Source organism: Saccharopolyspora erythraea (assembly GCF_018141105.1).
Taxonomy (GTDB): Bacteria; Actinomycetota; Actinomycetes; order Mycobacteriales; family Pseudonocardiaceae; genus Saccharopolyspora_D; species Saccharopolyspora_D erythraea_A.
The window spans coordinates 3,823,929-3,845,828 of the sequence record NZ_CP054839.1; the positions used below are offsets into that span (position 1 = coordinate 3,823,929).

The window sequence follows — 21,900 nt, forward strand, 5'->3', positions numbered from 1 at the left end:
GGACACGATAACGACCCGAAAATTGTCGTGGTTAGCCTCGCGGCGGAATAGCGGGATTGTGTTCTTTTCGAGGAGTGGGCTGGCATGGATCATCTGGCGGAGCGCGGCTCGGACGGGCATGCCACCCTGGCGGAGCTGGTCGAGCGCAGCGCGCGCCGGGATCCGGCCGCGGTCGCCGTCCGGTCCGAGGGCCGGCCGCTGACCTACGGCGAGCTCGACGAGCGGGCGAGCCGGCTCGCCCGCCGGCTGGCCGGGCTCGGAGTGCGGCCGGGAGACGTGGTGGCGCTGGCGCTGCCGCGGACGCCGGAGCTGGTCGTCAGCCTGCTCGCGGTGCTCAAGACCGGCGCGGCGTACCTGCCGGTGGACCCGGACTACCCGGCGGAGCGCGTCGCGTTCATGCTCGCCGACGCTCGGCCCGCACTGGTGCTGACGACCGGCGAGATCGCCGCGGGCCTGCCCTCGACCGAAGCCACCGTGGCACTCGTGGACGAGCCCGCGAGCGATGGGTCCGATGTGGACGATTCGCTCGTGGGCGCCACCGCGCGGCATCCCGCTTACGTGATCTACACCTCCGGATCCACCGGGCGGCCCAAGGGCGTCGTCGTGCCGCACGAGGGCGTGGTCAACCACATGCTGTGGCAGGCCGAGACGTGCGGGCTGCGCGCCGATGACCGCGTGCTGGCCCGCACCGCGATCAGCTTCGACGCGGCGGGTACCGAGATCTGGCTGCCGCTGATCGTCGGCGCGACCCTGTGCCTGGCCTCGGCCGACGTCGTGCGCGACCCCGAGCGCCTGATCGACTTCGTGGACCGGCACCGGGTGACCGTCGCGCAGTTCGTGCCGTCGCTGCTGGCGGTGGCGGCCGACGTCGACCTCGGCGAGCCGTCGCCTGCCCTGCGGCTGGTGTTCGTGGCGGGTGAGGTGTTGCCCCCCGCGCTGGCCGCCAGGGTGGTGCGGCGCTGGGGCGTCCGGCTTGCCCACCTCTACGGCCCCACCGAAGCCTCCATCGACGTCACGCACTGGGACTACGACCCGGCCATCGGGTCGCGTCCGCTACCCATCGGGCGTCCACTGTGGAACACCAGGGTGCACGTGCTCGACGCGCGGCTGCGGCCGGTGGCGCCGGGCGAGCAGGGCGACCTGTACGTGGCGGGAGTCCAGCTCGCGCACGGGTACCTGCGGCGCCCGGGGCTGACCGCCGAGCGGTTCCCGGCCGACCCGTTCGGCGCGCCGGGCGAGCGCATGTACCGCACCGGCGACCTCGCGCGCTGGAACGGCGCGGAGCTGGAGTTTTTGGGCCGGGCCGACGACCAGGTCAAGATCCGCGGTTTCCGCATCGAGCTGGGCGAGATCGAGTCGGTGCTGGCGGGCTTCGCCGAGGTCGCCCAGGCCGCGGTGACGGTGCGCGAGACCCCGGCGGGAGAGCGAGCCATCGTCGCCCACGTCGTGCTCCGCGAGCCGGTCGGGGTGCAGACCCTGCGGAGCCGGGCCGCCGCCGCGCTGCCCGAGCACATGGTGCCGGCGTCGTTCGCGGTGATCGGCCGGATGCCGCTGGCCCCCAACGGCAAGGTCGACCGCCGCTCCCTCCCGGACCCGTGGGCCGGCGCCGACGCCGGGCAGGCACCGCGCACCGAGCGGGAGGCGGTGCTGTGCGAGCTGTTCGCCGAGGCCCTGGGCGTGACGCGGGTCGGTGTCGACGACGGGTTCTTCGAGCTGGGCGGGCATTCGCTGCTGGCGACCCGCCTGGTGCGCGGAATCCGGTCGGGCATGCGGGTCGAGGTCTCGGTGCGCGACGTCTTCGAGGCCCCGACCGTCGCCGCGCTCGCCGAGCGCCTGGCCGGCGCGGAACGCCTCGCCGAATCCGCGCAGCCGCAGGCGGGGGTCGCCGAGCTCTCGGCGGCGCAGATGGGTTTGTGGTCCCTGCACCGGCTGGAAGGCCCCAGCGCCACCTACAACATCCCGCTGGTCGTGCGGATCGACGGCCCGCTCGAGCAGTCCGCTCTGCGGCAGGCCGTGCAGGACGTGGCCTTGCGGCACGAGACCCTGCGCACCACCTTCTCCGAGGATGACGGCAGTCCGCGCCCGCGGGTGGAGTCCACCGAGGCCGACGTCGAGTTCGTCGAGACCGCCGACGTCGAGGCCGAGCTGGTCCGCCAGGCCCGGCACCCGTTCGACCTGCTGAACGAGATCCCGTTCCGGGTGTGCGTGGTGTCCTCGGGACCGCGCGAGCACGCGGTTCTGCTGCTGATGCACCACATCGCTGCCGACGGCTGGTCGGAGCGGCCGCTGGTCGCCGACCTGTCCGCCGCATACCGGGCCAGGCTGGACGGTCGCGCGCCGCGGTGGGCGGAGCTCCCGACCGGCTACGCCGCGGAGATGCGGCGCGTCCGTGCCGCGCTGGGTGCCGAGGACGACCCGACGAGTCCGCTGTCCCGGCAGATCCGCTTCTGGGAGGACGAGCTCGCGGACCTGCCCGGCCTCGTCGAGCTGCCCACCGACCACCCTCGTCCGGCGAGCGCGAGCCACCGCGGCGACGTGCTGCGGGTCCGGATGGACGTCGAGCTGCACCGCGCGCTGGCGGGTCTGGCCCGGTCGACCGGCACCACCCCGTTCATGGTCGTCCATGCCGCGCTGGCCGCGCTGATGACCAGGCTCGGAGCCGGTGCCGACATCCCGCTCGGCACTCCGGTGGCGGGCCGCGGTTCGTCCGATGTGGACGACGTGGTCGGGTACTTCGTCAACACCCTGGTGCTGCGCACCAGAACGCAGGGTGATCCGACCTTCCGAGAGCTGCTGGCGAGGGTGCGGGAAACCGACCTGGCCGCGTTCGCCCACCAGGACGTGCCGTTCGACCGCGTCGTGGAGGCGGTCAACCCGGCGCGTTCGCTGTCGCACCACCCGCTGTTCCAGGTGATGCTGACCTTCGAGACGCTCGCCGAGGCCAGGCCCGACTTCCCGGACGCGCGGACCGAGGTGGACGAGGTGTCCATCGGCGTGGCCAAGTTCGATCTGGACCTGCGGCTGCGGGAACACCACGGCGAGGACGGCGTGCCCGCGGGTGCCGACGGGATCATCGAGTACAGCACCGACCTCTTCGGCCGCGAGGGCGTCGAACTGCTGTGGGAGCGGCTGGCCGCGTTGCTGCGCTCGGCCGCGGCGACGCCGGACGCGCGGCTCACCGAGCTCGAGCTCCTCGCGCCGGACGAGCGGATCCACGTGGCCGATGCCGAGCAGGTCGTGGTCCGCGGCATCCGCCTGGACGCCCGCCGGGTGCGGGACGAGCTGGCCGCGCACCCCGCCGTGGCCGAGGCCTTCGTGGCCGGCGGCGACAGCGGTCTCATCGCCTACGTGGTGGCCGGATCGGTGCGCGTGGCCGATCTGCGCGCTTACCTCGAACGCCGGATCCCGTCCTACCTGGTTCCCCAGGACTTCGTGCTGCTGGAGGAAATGCCGCGCGACGCCGGCGGTTCCGTCGACCGCCGGCGGCTCCCCGCGCCGGTGGCGCGGGAGGCCGTGCGCGGCCCGCGTACCCCGCAGGAACATCAGCTCGCGGAGCTGTTCGCCGAGGTGCTCGGGGTGTCGGACTTCGGGGTGGACGAAGGGTTCTTCGACCTCGGCGGGGACAGCATCGTCGCCATCCGCCTCGTCAGCCGCGCCCGCAAGGCCGGGCTGGTGCTCACGCCTCGCGACGTCTTCGAGCACAAGAGCGTGGCCCGGCTGGCCGCGGTCGCCACCCGCCAGACCGCCACGACCGGCGACGTGCCGGTGTGGGAGCCGAACGGTGCGGTGGCGCTGACGCCGATCATGCGCAGCCTGCTGGAGCGCGGCGGCGACATCCGCGGCTACTTCCAGTCGACGGTGCTGCGCGCTCCCGCCGCGATGACCGAACCCGACCTCGAGGCCGCCGTGCACGCGCTGGTGGCCCACCACGACGTGCTGCGGATGCGGTTGGAGTCCGGCCAGCTGGTGATCACGCCCGAGGTCGGCACCGGATTCGTGCGTCGTGTGGACGCACGCGATGTCGACATGGCCGACATGGTGCAGCAGGAGACCGAGCGCGCCCAAGCCGCGCTGGACCCGGCCGCGGGCCGCGTGTTGCAGGTCTGCTGGCTCGACGCAGGCGAGGAGCCGGGGCGGCTGGTCGTGCTCGTGCACCACCTCGCGGTGGACGGTGTCAGCTGGGACGTCCTGGTCTCCGACCTGCGCGCGGCGTGGGAGTCGATCCGGGCCGGACGGCCGGTGCGGCTGGAACCGGTCGGCACGTCGTTCCGCCACTGGGCGCACGTGCTGCGCGACTCCGCGGCGGGCAGGCAGGACGAGCTGCCGATGTGGACCGACGTCACCTCGCACGAGTCCACCCCCTTCGGCGACGTGGCCCTGGACTTCACCCGCGACGTGCGCGGCTCCGCCCGCACGCTGACCCGCGAACTGCCCGCGGAGCTGACCGGCAAGCTGCTCACCGACGTGGCCGCGGCCGTTCGCGCCCGCGCCAACGAGGTGCTGCTGGCCGGCCTGGCCACCGGTCTCGCCGACGTGCAGCGCCGCTGGGACACCGGGGAGTCCGCCGTCGTGGTCGAGCTGGAGGGCCACGGCCGCGAGGAGATCGCCGAGCGGCTGGACCTCTCCCGGACCGTGGGCTGGTTCACCAGCGCCTTCCCGGTGCGCCTGGACTCCGGCGTGCGCGGCGTGGACGAGCTGGCCGACGGCCGGACCCGGTCACGCGTGCTCAAGCGGGTCAAGGAGCAGCTGCGCGGCGTGCCGGGCAACGGCATCGGCTACGGCATCCTGCGCGACTCGCTGCCCGCGCGCCCCGCGCCGCAGATCGGGTTCAACTACCTCGGCCGCTTCGGCGGCGGGGAGGCCGCCGCCGACTGGGCCGCCGACGGCTCGGCACTGGGTGGCGGAGCCGACGCCGGGCTGCCGCTGTCGTACCCGCTGGAGATCGACGCGATCACCGAGGAGCACCCGGCGGGGCCGCGGCTGCGGATCACCTGCACGTGGGCCGGTGCGTTGCTCGACGAGGGCCGCGTGGCCGAGCTGGTCGACGCGTGGCTGGAGGCGTTGCGCCTGCTCGCCGAGCAGACCGCCGACGCCGGGCTCACCCCGTCGGACGTGCCGCTGGTGGCGCTGTCGCAGAGCCAGATCGAGCAGCTGGAGCAGCACGGCCCGGTCCGCGAGATCCTGCCGCTGGCCCCGTTGCAGGAGGGCCTGCTGTTCCACGCCCTCTACGACGACCAGGCCCCCGACGTTTACGCCGTGCAGGAGGTCTTCCGGCTCGACGGCGAGCTCGACGCGCCCGCGCTGCGCGCCGCCGCGGCGGATCTGCTGCGCAGGCATGACAACCTGCGCGCCGGTTTCCGCTACGAGGGCCTGCCCCGCGCGGTGCAGGTGATCCCGGACGAGGTCGAGCTGCCGTGGACCGAGGCCGATCTGTCCGAAGTGGACGACAAGGATGCCGCGGTCGCCGAGCTGACCACCGCCGACCGGAGTCGACGATTCGACCTGACCCGGCCGCCGCTGCTGCGGTTCACGCTGATCCGCCTCGGGGAGCGGGAACACCGCTTCGTCGTCACCAACCACCACATCCTGTTCGACGGCTGGTCCATGCAGTCGCTGCTCGACGAGCTGTTCGCGCTGTACCGCGGCGGCGACGTGGAGCGGGTCGCGCCGTACCAGGACTACCTGGCGTGGCTGGCGGAGCGCGACCGCGCCGCCGGCGAGCGCGTCTGGCGCGAGGCGCTGGACGGCGTCGAGCCGACGCTGTTCGGTAACTCCGGTGACTCCGTGGTCACGCCGGAGCAGCTCGTGCTGGACCTGCCCGCCGACTTCGCCGACCGGCTCCAGCAGTGGCTGCGCAGCCGCGGTCTCACCCTCAACACCGTCGTCCAGGGCGGTTTCGGCCTGCTGCTGGCGCGCAACCTCGACCGCGAGGACGTCGTCTTCGGCAGCACCGTCTCGGGCCGCCCGTCGGAGCTGCCCGGGGTCGAGTCGATGGTCGGCATGTTCATCAACACGCTGCCGGTGCGCGTCCGGCTGCGCGCAGGCGAGTCGCTGGGCGAGCTGCTGTCCCGCGTCCAGGACGAGCAGTCCAGGCTGCTGGAGCACCACTACCTCGGCCTCAACGACATCCAGAACCTGCTGGGGACCGGTGAGCTCTTCGACGCGCTGACCGTGGTGGAGAACTACCCGCACGAGCCGGGGGAGTCGTGGACGCCGGTGCCGGGCGTGGAGGTCACCGGGCTGGAGGACCACGACGCCACGCACTACCCGCTGACGCTGTCGGTCATCCCGGGCCGGACGCTTCGCCTGCGGTTCGAGTACCGGCCGGACCTGTTCGACCGCGCGAGCGCGGAACGGCTTTCGCGGCAGATGCTGGCTTTGCTGCACGCGTTCGTCGAACGCCCGGACCAGCCGGTCGGCGAGACCGGCGTGCTCGCCGAGGACGAGCGCGTGCGGGCGGCCGGCCGCGCGGACGAGGTCGCCGAGGAAGAGAAGACGGGCCGCGCGCCGCGCACTCCGCGTGAGGAGATCCTCTGCGGACTGTTCCGCGACGTGCTGGGCACCACCGAGGTGAGCATCGACGACAGCTTCTTCGAGCTCGGCGGGCACTCGCTGTCGGCGATCCGGCTGCTGAGCCGGTTGCGCTCGATGTTCGGGGTGGAGCTGTCGTTGCGGCACCTGTTCGAGCAGCCGACGGTCGCCGGGCTCGCGGCGCAGTTCGGGGACGCCGACCGCACCCGGGTGGTGCTGGAGCCCTTCACCCGGCCCGATCCGATGCCGCTGTCGTTCGCGCAGTGGCGGCTGTGGTTCCTGCACGAGCTGGAGGACGACAGCGCGACCTACACCGAGCCGCTGCTGCTACGCCTGTCCGGCGAGCTGGACACCGACGCGCTGCGAGGGGCGATCGGTGACGTGGTGGCCCGGCACGAGACGCTGCGCACGGTCTACCCGGAGACCGACGGCACCCCGCACCAGGTCGTGCTGCCGCCGGAGAGTTCGGTTCCGGAGGTCGAGTTCGTCCGGACCGACGAGGACGGGCTGGCCGAGCACCTGCGCGATCTCGGCCGCTACAGCTTCGACCTGTCCACCGAACTCCCGCTGCGGGTCTGCCTGTTCTCCCTGGGGGAGCAGGAGCACGCGCTGCTGCTGTTGCTGCACCACATCGCCAGCGACGGCTGGTCCGACGCCCCGCTGAGCCGCGACCTGTCGGCCGCGTACGCGGCGCGGCTGCGGGGCCAGGCTCCGGGGTGGGCTCCGCTGCCGGTGCAGTACGCCGACTACGCGTTGTGGCAGCGGGAACTGCTCGGCAGCGAGACCGATCCCGGCAGCCTGGTGTCCAAGCAGCTCGCGTTCTGGTCTCAGAACCTGGCCGGGCTGCCCGAACGGCTCGAACTGCCCACCGACCGGCCGCGTCCGGCGGTCGCCTCGTACCAGGGCAGCGAGGTCGAGTTCACCATCCCGGCCGACCTGCACCGCGGGCTGGTGGAGCTGGCGCGCCAGACCGGCACGACGCTGTTCATGGTGGTGCAGGCCGCGCTGTCGGCGCTGCTGACCAGGATGGGCGCCGGCCACGACATCCCGCTGGGCAGCGTGATCGCCGGCCGCTCCGACGAGGCGCTGGAAGAGCTGGTCGGGTTCTTCGTCAACACCCTGGTGCTGCGCACCGACACCTCCGGCAGGCCGACGTTCCGGGAGCTGGTCGGCAGGGTCCGCAAGAACGACCTGGCGGCCTACGCCCACCAGGACGTGCCGTTCGAGCGGCTGGTCGAGGTGCTCAACCCGCCGCGTTCCATGGCGCACCACCCGCTGTTCCAGGTCATGGTGCTGTTCCAGAACAACGCCGAGGCCGAGCTGGACCTGCCGGGTCTGCGGGCGAGCTTCCACGACATCGGCTCCGGCTCGTCGAAGTTCGACCTCGACTTCGACTTCCGCGAGGACTACGCCGCCGACGGCACGCCGCTGGGCATGGCCGGGCTCATCGAGTACGCCACAGACCTGTTCGACCACGAGACCGTGGCCTCCATGGGACAGCGCCTGGTCCGCCTGCTCGACGCGGTGGTGGCCGACCCGGACCGCCCGGTCGACGACATCGACCTGCTCTCGTCCGCCGAGCGCCGGGCGCTGATGCCCACCGTGCGGGACGCGGACACCGACGCGCGGACCATCCCGGCCCTGTTCGCCGAGCAGGTGAGGCGCACGCCCGACGCGACCGCGCTGGTCTTCGAAGACCAGCGCCTGACTTACGCCGAGCTCGACGCGCGCGCCAACCGCCTGGCACGCGCCCTGGTCGAGCGCGGTGCGGGGGCCGAGCGCGTCGTCGCGCTGGCGCTGCCGAGGTCGGCCGAGCTGGTGGTGGCGCTGCTGGCGGTGCTCAAGGCCGGTGCCACCTACCTGCCCCTCGACCCCGGCTATCCGGCCGACCGGGTCGCGTTCATGCTCGCCGACGCCGCCCCGGCGGTCGTGGTCACCGACTCGGCGACCGAGCTGGACACCGGCGTGGAACGCCTCGTGCTGGACCACCTCGACCTGTCCGGATACGACGCGAGCGACCTGGGCGAGACGGCGGGCCCGGACAACGCCGCCTACATCATCTACACCTCCGGCTCGACCGGCCGTCCCAAGGGCGTCGTCGTGCCGCACCGCAACGTCCACCGGCTCCTCACCGCCACCGAGCACTGGTTCGGCTTCGGCGGCGAGGACGTCTGGACGCTGTTCCACTCCTACGCCTTCGACTTCTCGGTGTGGGAGCTGTGGGGGCCGCTGCTGCACGGCGGCCGCCTGGTCGTGGTGCCGCACGTGGTCAGCCGCTCGCCGAAGGAGTTCCTGGAGCTGCTGGTCCGCGAGGGCGTCACCGTGCTCAATCAGACGCCGTCGGCGTTCTACCAGCTTGCGCAGGCCGACCGGGAGAATCCGGAGCTGGGCGACCGGCTGTCGCTGCGCCACGTGGTCTTCGGCGGCGAGGCGCTGGAACCGTCCAAGCTGGACGACTGGTACCGGCGGCACGCACCGGACTCGCCGCGGCTGGTCAACATGTACGGCATCACCGAGACCACGGTGCACGTCACGTACTTCCCGCTGGAGGCGGCCCACACCGCCGACCCGCGCAGCCCGATCGGCGAAGGCATCCCGGACCTCGGCCTCTACGTGCTGGACAACTCCCTGCGGCCGGTGCCGCCGGGCGTCCCGGGAGAGCTGCACGTGTCCGGTGCGGGGCTGGCCCGCGGCTACCTCGGCCGCGCCGGCCTGTCGGCGCAGCGATTCGTCGCCGACCCCTTCGGCGCTCCCGGCACGCGGATGTACCGCACCGGCGATCTGGTGCGCTGGAACGGCAGGGGAGTGCTGGAGTACCTCGGCCGCGCCGACGACCAGGTCAAGATCCGCGGTTTCCGCATCGAGCTGGGCGAGATCGAGGCCCAGGTGCTGAACCACCCGGCGGTGGAGCAGGCCGCGGTCGTCGTGCGCGAGGACAAGCCGGGCGACAAGCGCCTGGTCGGCTACGTCGTCTCCGCGCAGGAGATCGACCCCGCCGAGGTCCGCCGCCACGTCGGGGCGAGCCTGCCGGACTACATGGTGCCCGCCGCCGTCGTCCGGCTCGAGTCGCTGCCGCTGACGGCCAACGGGAAGCTGGACCGCAAGGCCCTGCCCGCACCCGACCTGTCGGTGCTGGCCGGCGGCCGTGCGCCGCGCAACCAGCGCGAGGAGATCCTCTGCGGGCTCTTCGCCGAGGTGCTGGAGGTGCCCGGCGTCGGCATCGACGACAGCTTCTTCGACCTCGGTGGCCACTCGCTGCTGGTCACCAGGCTGGTCAGCCGCATCCGGTCGGCCTTCGGCGCGGAGCTGCCGCTGCGCGCGCTGTTCGAGACGCCGACCGTCGCGGGGCTGGCCGAACGCCTCGACGGCGCCGACGGCGCGCGGGTGGCGCTGCGGCCGATGCCGCGGCCCGAGCGGCTGCCGCTGTCGTTCGTGCAGGAGGGGCTGTGGTTCCTCTCCCGTCTCGAAGGGCCGAGCGCGACCTACAACGTGCCGCTGGTGCTGCGGCTGACCGGTGAGCTCGACGTCGAGGCGCTGCGTGCCGCTTTCGCCGACGTGGTCGCCCAGCACGAGTCGCTGCGGACGCTGTTCCCCGAGCACGGCGGTGCGCCGCATCAGGTGGTGCTGCCGCCCGAGCAGGCGCGGCCGGTGCTGGAGGTCGTCGACGTCGACGAGGCGGCGGTGGGCGAGGCGCTGGCCGAGGCGTCGCGCCACCACTTCGACATCGCCACCGAACTGCCGATCCGGGCCTGGCTGTTCCGCCTCGGCGGCGACCGCCACGCGCTGCTGCCGCTGATGCACCACATCGTCAGCGACGGCTGGTCGGAGTCGCTGCTCGGCAACGACCTGGCCACCGCCTACGCCGCCCGCCTGCGCGGCGAGGCGCCGGTGTTCGAGCGAATGCCGGTGCAGTACGCCGACTACACGCTGTGGCAGCGGGAGCTGCTGGGCTCGGTCGACGACCCGGGCAGCGCGATCAGCCGCCAGATGGCGTTCTGGGCGGAGGCTCTGCGCGGCCTGCCGGAGAAGATCGAGCTGCCCACCGACCACCCGAGCCCCGCGGCGGCGAGCTACCTCGGCGACGAGGCGCCGCTGCGCCTGGACGCCGAGTTGCACCGGGCGGTCGACGAGGTCGCCCGCGCCACGAACACCACGCAGTTCATGGTGATCCAGGCCGGTGTCGCCGCGCTGCTGACCCGCATGGGCGCGGGCACCGACATCCCGATCGGCACGCCGGTGGCCGGCCGTACCGACGAGGCGCTGGAAGACCTGTTCGGCTTCTTCGTCAACACGCTGGTCATGCGCACCCGCACGCATGGCGACCCGACGTTCCGGGAGCTGCTGGAGCGGGTGCGCGAGACCGACCTGGCGGCGTTCGCGCACCAGGACGTGCCGTTCGAGCGGATCGTGGAGGCGGTCAACCCGGTGCGCTCGCTGTCGCACCACCCGCTGTTCCAGGTGATGCTGACCTTCGAGAACTTCGACGAGGTCGAGGTCGGGCTGCCAGGCCTGGAGGTGGAGCTGGAGGACGTCGTCGCGGGCGTGGCGAAGTTCGCGATGGACATCCGGTTGCAGGAGCGCTACGCCGCCGACGGCTCGTACGCGGGCATCGTCGGCGAGATCGAGTACTCCACCGACCTGTTCGAACGGGCCACTGTGGACTCCTTCGGCGAGCGGCTGCTCCGGCTGCTGCGCAGCGCCACGGCCGATCCGGACCGCAAGCTAGGCGAGCTCGACGTCCTGGAGCCGGGCGAGCACCCGGCACCGGGCGCGCGGGAGCTGGTGCTGGACGAGGCGGGGCGTCCGCTTCCCGCCGGTGTGGTCGGTGAGCTCCACGTCGACACCGGCGGCGGGCCGGTCGCCACCGGACACCGCGCACGCCGGCGCGGAGACCACATCGAGGTCGTCGCCCGCAAGGGGAGGTACGTGCGGCTGCGCGGCATCGGGGTGTCGCTCGACGAGGTCGAGCGCATCCTGGCCTGCGCGGCGGGCGTGGCGATGACGATCGACGACGACGGGCAGCCGGTCGCCTACACCACCGACCCGGCCGCCGTGCGCGCCCACGCCGAGTCGCAGCTTCCCGAGTACGCGGTCCCGTCGCGGTTCATCGCGGTCGACGCGCTGCCAGTGGTAGACGGGGAGGTCGACTACGCCGCGCTGCCCGCGCTGTCGCGCCGCCACGAGCGCCGGGGGCCGCGTTCGCCGCGCGAGGAGATCCTGTGCGGACTCTTCGGCGAGGTGCTCGGACTCGGCAGGCCGGTCGAGCCCGAGGAGAGCTTCTTCGAGCTGGGCGGGCAGTCGCTGTCGGCGATCCGGCTGCTGAGCCGGATCCGCGCGACCTTCGGCGTGCAGCTGTCGGTGCGGTCGCTGTTCACCGAGCCGACGGTGGCCGGTGTCGTGGGCCGCCTCGACGAGGCGTCGGAGGCACCGCGGATCCCGCTGACCGCGCGCCCGCGTCCGGACCGCGTCCCGCTCTCGTTCGCGCAGCAGCGGCTGTGGTTCCTGTCGCGGCTGGAGGGGCCGAGCGCGACCTACAACGTCCCGCTCGTGCTGCGGCTGGAGGGTGAGCTCGACGCCGCCGCGCTGGAGGCGGCGGTGCGGGACGTCTTCGACCGCCACGAGAGCCTGCGCACGGTCTTCCCCGAGGTGGACGGCGAGCCGCACCAGCACGTGGTCGACACCTTCCCCGGCCTGAGGACCGTCGAGGTCGCACCGGACGAGCTGGACGAGCGGCTGGCGGAGGAGTCGCGCCACACGTTCGACTTCACCTCGGAGTGCCCGTTGCGGGCCACGCTGTTCCGCGTCGGTGCCGAGGAGCACGTGTTGCTGCTGCTGATGCACCACATCGCGACCGACGGCGGCTCGGACGAGCCGTTCGCCCGCGACCTTTCGGCGGCTTACGCCGCGCAGAGGCAGGGCCAGGAGCCGCAGCTCCCGCCGCTGCCGGTGCAGTACGCCGACTACACCCTCTGGCAGCGGGAGATCTTCGGTTCCGAGGACGACCCCGGGAGCGTGGTCTCCCGGCAGATCGCGCACTGGCAGCAGGCGCTGGCCGACCTGCCCGACCGCCTGGAGCTGCCCACCGACCGGCCGCGGCCGGCGGTTGCTTCCTACGAGGGCGAGGAAGTCGGCTTCGTCGTTCCGGCGGAGTTGCACGCGAAGCTTCTGGAGCTGGCCCGCAAGACCGACACGACGCTGTTCATGGTCGTGCAGGCGGCGCTGGCGGGACTGCTGAGCAGGCACGGCGCGGGCACCGACATCCCGATCGGCACGCCGGTGGCCGGCCGCGGCGACGAGTCGCTGGAGGACCTGGTCGGTTTCTTCGTCAACACGCTGGTGCTGCGCACCGACACCGCCGGGGACCCGACGTTCCGCGAGCTGCTCGGCCGGGTCCGGGAGGCCGACCTCTCGGCGTTCTCGCACCAGGACGTGCCGTTCGAGCGGATCGTGGAAGCGGTCAACCCGGTGCGCACGCTGAGCCACCACCCGCTGTTCCAGGTCATGATGGTGTTCGAGAACGACGCCGAGAGCAGCTTCGCCATGCCGGGGCTGCGGGCGCGGTTCCTCGACGTCGGCATGTCCGCGGCGCGCTTCGACCTGACCTTGCACCTGCAGGAGCGCCACGTCGGCGGCGAGCCGGGCGGCATCGGCTGCGACCTGGAGTTCGCGGTCGACCTCTTCGACCACGCGACCGTGCGGCGCCTTTCGGAGCGGTTCGTGACCCTGCTCGAAGCGCTGGTCGCGGACCCGGACGCACGCCTGGGATCCGTCGAGCTGCTCCACGACGACGAGCGTCGCATCGTGCTGCCGCCGGTCGGCGAGAGGTCCACCCGCGACCGCGGTGCCGTCGCGGTCGCGGGCATCGACCCCTCCATAGTGGACGGTTCGGTCGCGCCGCCGGAGGAGCTGTCCGGCAGCGCGTCGGACCTGCTCGGCTGGCTGGACTGGGACCGGATCGAGGAAGTCGTGCTGCCGCACGCCCTCCTGGACGAGCTGTGCCGGGTGGCCGTGGAGCAGGATTTCGTGCCGGAGACGCTGAAACGGCTCGTCCGCTTCGGGAGCGACACCGCGGCCAGTGACCTGGGCGGGTTCCGGCGGCACTTCCCGGAGGTCGAGGTCGAGACCTGGCGCGGCTGGGCGCAGACCGGCGTCGCCACGACCGGCGAGCCCGGCGCCGAGCGGCCCGCGCCGGGAGTGGCGGTCTACGTGCTCGACGAACACCTGCGGCCGGTTCCGCCCGGGGTGTTCGGCGAGGTCCACGTCAGCACGCCGGAACTGGCCGAAGGTGTCGAGAACCCGTTCGGCACGGCGGGGCGGTGGATGTTCCCGACCGGGGAGCGCGCCAGGTGGCGGGCCGACGGGCGGCTGGAGTTCCGCGTGCGGGAGTCCGCGGAGCAGGTGGTCGAGGAGGACCGGGAGCTCTCGCCGGAGGAAGAGCTGCTGAGCGGGCTGTTCGCCGAGGTCCTCGGCGTCGACGAGGTGGGCCCGCACGACAACTTCTTCGCCGTCGGCGGTCACTCGCTGCGCGCGACCCGGCTGACCGGCCGCATCCGCTCCGCCCTCGGTGTGGAGCTGCCGGTGCGCGCGGTGTTCGAGGCGCCGACCGTCGCCGGGCTGGCCGCTCGGCTCGCCGAGGCCGGTGACGCGCGTCCGGCGCTGCGCCGCATGCCGTTGCCCGACAGGGTGCCGCTGTCGTTCGCCCAGCGGCGGCTGTGGTTCCTGCACCGCATGGAGGGTCCGAGCCCGGCCTACAACATCCCGCTGGTGCTGCGGCTTTCCGGCGAGCTCGACGTGGAAGCCCTGCGCGGCGCGTTCGGCGACGTGGTGGCGCGGCACGACAGCCTGCGCACCCTGTTCGCCGAGGCCGACGGTGTGCCGTACCAGGTCGTGGTGGACCGGGAAGCGCCGTTCGCGGTGCTGCCGCCGAGCCCCGGCGGTCTGGTCGACGCCGCGCGGTACTGCTTCGACCTCGCCTCGGAGCTGCCCGTCCGGGCGACCCTGTTCGGCGAGGACGGCCGGCGCCACACGCTGCTGGTGCTGCTGCACCACATCGCCGCCGACGGTGGCTCGACCGAGCCGCTGCTGCGCGACCTGGCCTCTGCCTACGCCGCCCGCGTCGGCGGCGGTGCGCCGGACTGGGAGCCGCTTGCGGTGCAGTATGCGGATTACACCGCGTGGCAGCACGAACTGCTCGGTTCCGAGGACGACCCGGCGAGCCTGGTCTCGACCCAGGTGAAGTTCTGGCGCGACCGGCTCGCCGGACTGCCGGCCCGGCTCGAGCTGCCCACCGACCGGCCGCGTCCGACCGTCGCGTCCCACCGCGGCGGTGCGGTCGACGTCCGCTTCGACGCCGAGCTGCACGCGGCGGTGACCGAGCTGGCGCGGTCGCGTGGGGTGACGGTGTTCATGGTCTTGCAGGCCGGTCTGGCCGCGGTCCTGTCGCGGTTGGGCGCGGGGACCGATGTGCCGATCGGCACGCCGGTCGCGGGGCGTTCCGACGCGGCGCTGGAGGACCTGGTCGGGTTCTTCGTCAACAACCTGGTGCTGCGCAACGATGTTTCCGGCGACCCGAGCTTCGCCGAGCTGCTGGAGCGGGTGCGCGAGACGAACCTCGCGGCCTACGCGCACCAGGACGTGCCGTTCGAGCGGCTGGTGGAGGTGCTGAACCCGGCGCGTTCGCTGTCGCACCACCCGCTGTTCCAGGTCATGATGACCGTCCACGACGCCGGCGCCGACGACCTGGGCATGCCCGGTCTGCACGCGGAGGTCGAGGGGCTCGACACCGGCTCGGTCACCATGGACCTCTCGCTGGAGCTGCGGGAGACCTCCGACTCCGACGGCAACCCCGCCGGGATCGAGGGTGACCTGGAGTTCTCGGCGGACCTGTTCGATGCGCGCACGGTCGAGGAGCTGGTCGACCGGTTCGGCCGCCTGCTGGCCGAAGCGGTCGCCGGCCCCGGGCGTGCGGTGTCGGCGCTGGAAATCCTGGCTCCGGCAGAGAAGGAGCGGTTCGCGGCGTGGAACGACACGCGCCGGCCCGTCCCGGAAGCGACGTTCGTGGAGCTGTTCGAGGCCCGCGTGCGGGAGCGGCCTGGCGCGACCGCGATCGTGACCGCGTCGCGGGAGCTGACCTACCGTGAGCTGGACCGCCGCAGCAACGCGCTGGCGCACCGCCTGCTCGACTGCGGGGCCGCACCGGAGACGATCGTCGCCGTGGCGTTGCCGCGCACGCCCGAACTGCTGGTGGCGTTGCTGGCGGTGGCCAAGGCGGGTGCGGCGTACCTGCCGGTCGATCCCGGTCACCCGGCCGAACGGCTCGCGCACATCCTGTCCGACGCCGACCCGGCGATCCTGGTCTGCGACGAGGGTTCTCGAGTTTCCGCACCGGAGTCGACGCGGCGCGTGCTCGTCGGCGACGAGGAACGTGCGGACGCGCCGGGCGCGGTCCGGGACGGGCGTCAGCTCGCGTACGCGATCTACACCTCCGGCTCGACCGGGCGCCCCAAGGGCGTGCAGGTTCCGCGGGCCGGTCTCGACAACTTCCTCGCGTCGATGCACGAGGACGCCGGTCTGGCGCAGGACGAGCGGATGCTCGCCGTCACGACGGTGTCGTTCGACATCGCCGCGCTGGAGCTGTACCTGCCGCTGGTGAGCGGCGCGACCGTCGTCCTCGCCGACGAGGACGCCGTGCGCGACCCGCACGCGCTCGGCGAGCTGATCGAGCGCACGGGGGTCGGCCACGTGCAGGCCACCCCGTCGCTGTGGCAGGCCCTGGTGTCGGAGGTCCCGGAGCGGGTGCGCGGGCTGCGGATGCTCGTGGGCGGTGAGGCGCTGCCCGCGGCGCTGGCCGGGCGGATGCTCGAACTCGGCGGCCGGGTCACCAACCTCTACGGTCCCACCGAGACCACCATCTGGTCGGCGGCCGCGACGGTCACCGGCGGCGAGGTCCCGCCGATCGGCGGGCCGATCGCCAACACCGCGGTGCACGTGCTCGACGCCGCCCTGCGGCCGGTGCCGCCAGGCGTGGTCGGTGAGCTCTACATCGGGGGTCGCGGCGTCGCTCGCGGCTACGCCAACCGGCCCGGGCTGACCGCCGAGCGGTTCGTCGCGGACCCTTTCGGGGCGCCGGGCGAGCGCATGTACCGGACCGGAGACCTGGCGCGGTGGCGCCGGGACGGCAGGCTGGAGTACGTCGCGCGGGTAGACGACCAGGTCAAGGTGCGCGGCTTCCGCATCGAGCTCGGTGAGATCGAAGCCTGCCTGGCCGCTCAGCCCGGGGTCGCGCAGGTCGCGGCCGCCATCCGGGGTGCCGATGAGGACAAGCGGATCGTCGCCTATGCCGTTGCGGCGGCCGGTGAGGTCGTCGACACCGGTGCGCTCCGGGACCTGGCGCGCAAGCACCTGCCCGAGTACATGGTGCCGTCGGCGTTCGTCGTGCTCGACGAGCTTCCGCTGACGCCCAACGGGAAGCTGGATCGCAAGGCCCTGCCCGACCCGGAATTCTCCGGCACCGGGCGCGCACCGCGCGACGAGCGCGAGCGGGTGCTGTGCGCGATGTTCGGCGAAGTGCTCGGGGTGGACGGCGTCGGTATCGACGACGGCTTCTTCGAACTGGGTGGTCACTCGTTGCTGGCGACGCGGTTGGTCAGCCGGATCCGCGGTGAGCTCGGCGTCGAGCTGCCCGTCCGGGAGCTGTTCGTCAACCCGACGGTCGCGGGCCTGGCGGGGACGCTGGACGCCGCGGGCCGTGCGCGGCGCGGTCCCGTGGCCGGGCCGCGGCCGGCCCGGGTGCCGCTGTCGTTCGCGCAGTACCGGCTGTGGTTCCTGCACCGCCTGGAGGGACCGAGCGCGACCTACAACATGCCGTTCGTGCTGCGGCTGTCCGGCGAGCTGGACGTGCCCGCACTGGAAGCGGCTCTCAACGACGTCGTCGGCAGGCACGAGAGCCTGCGCACCGTCTTCCCGGACTCCGACGGCACGCCGTACCAGCTCGTGCTGGACCCGGCCGAGGCGCGGGTCGATTTCGCGGTCGGCACCGGCGATCCGGACGCCGAACTGGCCGAGGCCGCTCGCGCCGCGATCGAGATCGGCGCCGAACTGCCGATCAGGGCCACGCTGTGGAGCACCGGAGCCCAGGAGCACACGCTTCTGCTGCTGTTGCACCACATCGCCGGCGACGGCTGGTCGCAGGGACCGATGCTGCGCGACCTCTCCGAGGCGTACGCGGCACGAACCCGCGGTGATGCGCCGCAGTGGACGGCACTGCCGGTCCAGTACGCCGACTACGCGCTGTGGCAGCGGGACGTTCTCGGCTCGGAGGACGACCCGGCGAGCGTGCTCGCTGGCGAGATCGGGTTCTGGCGGAGCGCACTGGCCGGCCTGCCCGAGCGGACCGAGCTGCCCACCGACCACTCGCGGCCGGCGGTCGCCTCGCACCGCGGCGACCTGCTGGAGTTCACCTTCGGCACCGAGCTGCACGCGGCGGTCACCGAGCTTGCGCGGTCGCGCGGAACGACGGTGTTCATGGTGTTGCAGGCGGGTCTGGCGGCCCTGCTGTCGAAGCTGGGCGCAGGCGGAGACGTCCCGATCGGCACTCCCGTCGCGGGGCGGACCGATCCGGCGCTGGACGACCTGGTCGGGTTCTTCGTCAACAACCTGGTGCTGCGCAACGACGTTTCCGGGAACCCGACCTTCGCCGAGCTGCTCGACCGCGTCCGCCAGACCAACGCGGCGGCCTACGCGCACCAGCAGGTGCCGTTCGAGCGGCTGGTGGAGGTGCTGAACCCGGCGCGTTCGCTGTCGCACCACCCGCTGTTCCAGGTGCTGCTGGACCTCCAGACCGCCGGTGCCGCACCGGAGCTGACCGGTCTGCGTGCCGAGGTGGAGGGCGCCGGGACCGGCGTGGCGAAGTTCGACCTGTCCTTCAGCATGGAGGAGAGCGCCGCTGGGCTCGAAGGCATCGTCGAGTACGCCACCGACCTGTTCGAGCGGGAGACGGTCCGGGTGCTCGTCGAGCGCTTCGAGCGGCTGCTCATCGCCGTGGTCGCGGATCCGGACACGCCGGTCGGCGACATCGACCTGCTCGCGGCGGACGAACGCACCCGCCTGCTGGCAACGTGGAACGACACCGCTCGTGACATCGAACCGAGGTCGTTCCCGGACCTCTTCGCCGAGCAGGTCCGCCGGGCTCCGGACGCACCGGCGGTCGCGTTCGACGGCGCGGAGCTCGACTACGCCGAGCTGGACCGCCGGGCCAACCGGCTGGCGCGCTGGCTGATCACCCGGGGGGCCGGGCCGGAGCGGCTGGTCGGCGTGGCGCTGCCCAGGTCGGCCGACCTGGTGGTGGCGCTGCTGGCCGTGCTCAAGTCCGGCGCCGCCTACCTGCCCATCGACCTGTCCTACCCGGCCGAGCGCATCCGGTTCATGCTCGACGACGGTCGTCCCGAGTTCGTCATCACCGACGTGGCGAGCGCGGACGCCCTGGCCGATGCGGGCGTCCGGCTGGTGCCGCTCGACGGCGACGACACCACCGAGGCCCTGCCGGGACTCCCCGCCACCGAGGTCACCGCAGCCGACAGGGGCGTGCTGGCCCCGGCGGGCGCGGCCTACGTGATCTACACCTCGGGCTCCACCGGACGCCCGAAGGGCGTGGTCGTCACCCACGGCGGCATCGCGAGCCTTCTCGCCGCGCAGCGGGAGACCCTGGGCGTGGACGGCTCGAGCCGGGTGCTGCAGTTCGCGGCGCTGAGCTTCGACGCAGCGGCCTGGGAAATGTGCATGGGGTTGCTCTCGGGTGCGTGCCTGGTGCTCGCTCCGGCGCATGAGCTGCTGCCGGGCGAGGCGCTGGCCGAGCTCGTCGCACGGCAGCGGATCACGCACCTCACCCTGCCGCCCACCGCGCTCGGAGTCCTGCCGGACGACGCGCTTCCTGCCGGCACCACGCTCGTCGTCGCGGGTGAGGCGTGCCCGCCCGCGCTGGTGGCGAAGTGGTCGCGGGATCGCACGATGATCAACGCCTACGGCCCGACCGAGACCACGGTGTGCGCGACGATGAGCGCGCCGCTGGCGGGTGAGGTCGTGCCCGCGATCGGCGGGCCCGTCACCAACGCGCGGGTGTACGTCCTGGACGCGGACCTGCGCCCGGTGCCGCCGGGCACGACCGGCGAGCTGTACGTCGCCGGGTCCGGCCTCGCACGCGGTTACGCGGGCCGGGCCGGGCTGACCGCGGAGCGCTTCGTGGCCGACCCGTTCGGCACCGCGGGCGAACGCATGTACCGCACCGGCGACCTCGCGCGGTGGAGCGCGGACGGCGTGCTGCACTACGCCGGTCGCGCCGACCACCAGGTCAAGGTGCGCGGCTTCCGCATCGAGCTGGGGGAGGTCGAAGCGGCGCTGGACCGGCACCCCGGCGTCGGCCAGGTCACCGCGCTGGTGCGGGAGGACAACCCCGGAGACAGGCGCCTGGTGGCCTACGTCGTGCCGGAGGTCGAGCGTCCGGAGCCCTCGGACCTGCGGGCGTTGGCCGCGAGCGCGCTGCCGGACTACATGTTGCCCTCGGCGTTCGTCCTGCTCGACGAGCTGCCACTGCTGCCCAACGGCAAGGTGGACCGCAGGGCGCTGCCCGCGCCCGACTTCGTCGCCACCTCGGGAGCGGCGCCGCGGACCCGCCGCGAGGAAGTCCTGTGCGGACTGTTCGCGGAGGTGCTGCGGGTGCCTCAGGTCGGCACCGACGACGGGTTCTTCGAGCTCGGCGGCGACAGCATCCTGTCGTTGCAACTGGTTGCGAGGGCCCGCCGCGAAGGACTCGTGATCAGTCCGCAGGACGTCTTCGCCCATCGCACGGTGCGCAGGCTGGCGGTGGCCGCGGGCGACGGCGGCGAGGTCGAGGAAGAAGCGGGTGCCGGAATCGGCGAGTTCCCCTCGACGCCGATCATGCACTGGCTGCGCGAGCACACCGAGCACTTCGCCGGGTTCAACCAGTCGATGGCGCTGCGGGTGCCCGCCGACCTCGGAGCCGACCGGCTCACGACGGCGGTGCAGGCGCTGGTCGACACCCACGATGCCCTCCGGCTGCGGCTCAACCCGGGCTGGCGGCCGGAAGTGCTGCCACGGGGCGAGGTCCGGGCCGCGGATCTCGTGCGGCGGGTGGACGTCGAAGGGCTCGACGACACCGCGCTCGCCGAGGTCGTGGCCGAACACGGCGACGCGGCGCGTGACCGGCTGGCACCGGAGAACGGTGTCGTGGCCCGGTTCGTGTGGTTCGACGCGGGACGGCGCGCCGCCGGCCGTCTGCTGGTCGTGGTCCACCACCTCGCGGTCGACGGGGTTTCCTGGCGGGTGCTGCTGCCGGATCTCGCGATCGCCTGGCACACCGCGGGGGAGGGGCTGGAGCCGGTGCGCACGTCGCTGCGCCGCTGGGCCCAGCGGCTCGCCGAAGAAGCGGTGCGACCGGAGCGCGTGCGCGAACTGGAGCTGTGGAAGGGCGTGCTCGGGGAACCGGGTGCGCGACCGCGACCGGGCTCCGAGGCCGGCGAGCTGGAGATCACGATCCCGGCCGAGGACACCAGGGCGCTGCTGACGACGGTGCCCGCGCGGTTCCACGCCGGAGTCGACGACGTGCTGCTGGTCGCCCTGGCCGTCGCCGTGCTGCACGTGCGCGGCGAGGACGGCGACCGGCGCAGCGACGTCGTGGTCGACGTGGAGTCCCACGGGCGGGAGCCGGTCGTCGACGGCGATCTCTCCCGCACGGTCGGCTGGTTCACCAACCTGCACCCGGTGCGGCTGGACCCCGGCGCGGTGGACACCGGCGAGCTGCTGGCGGGCACGGCCGCGCTGGGCCAGGTCGTCAAGCAGCTCAAGGAGCAGCTGCGGGAGATCCCGGACAACGGCATCGGCTACGGCCTGCTGCGCCACCTCAACCCGGGGACGGCCGCGGAGTTGGCGGCCTACCCGGTGCCCGAGATCGGCTTCAACTACCTCGGCCGGTTCCAGGGCGGGGGCGACCAGCACGACTTCGCCACCACCGACGACGTGCCGGTGCCGTCGGGCCGGGATCCCAGGATGCCGCTGCCGCACGCGGTGGAGGTCAACGCCGTCACCGAGGACACCGCGGAGGGACCGCGGCTCTCGGCGACCTGGAGCTGGGCCACCTCGGTGGTCGAGCGCGGGCACGTCGAGCGGCTGTCCCGCACGTGGGCCGAGGCGCTGCGGGCTCTCGTGGTGCACGTCGAAGACCCCGACGCCGGCGGGCACACCCCGTCGGACCTGTCGCTGGACACGCTGAGCCAGGACGAGATCGACGAGCTGGAAGCCGAGCTCGGGCTGGAGTGAGCCGGCGTTGGTCCCACACCGGATCCGGCCGCCCACGCG

General features: G+C 73.0%; 1 protein-coding gene. It reads left to right on the forward strand.

Features of this window, described 5'->3' with window-relative positions; genetic code table 11:
• Positions 1-84 precede the first annotated feature (84 nt).
• Positions 85-21,861 (forward strand): non-ribosomal peptide synthase/polyketide synthase, encoded by a 21,777-nt coding sequence (locus HUO13_RS17540; protein WP_211902379.1) that lies wholly within the window; start codon positions 85-87, stop codon positions 21,859-21,861.
• Positions 21,862-21,900 lie beyond the last annotated feature (39 nt).

What these genes read in the sequence shown, in the direction of transcription:
- HUO13_RS17540 (WP_211902379.1), top strand. Translation starts at nt 85, where the DNA reads ATGGATCATCTGGCGGAGCGCGGCTCGGACGGGCATGCCACCCTGGCG.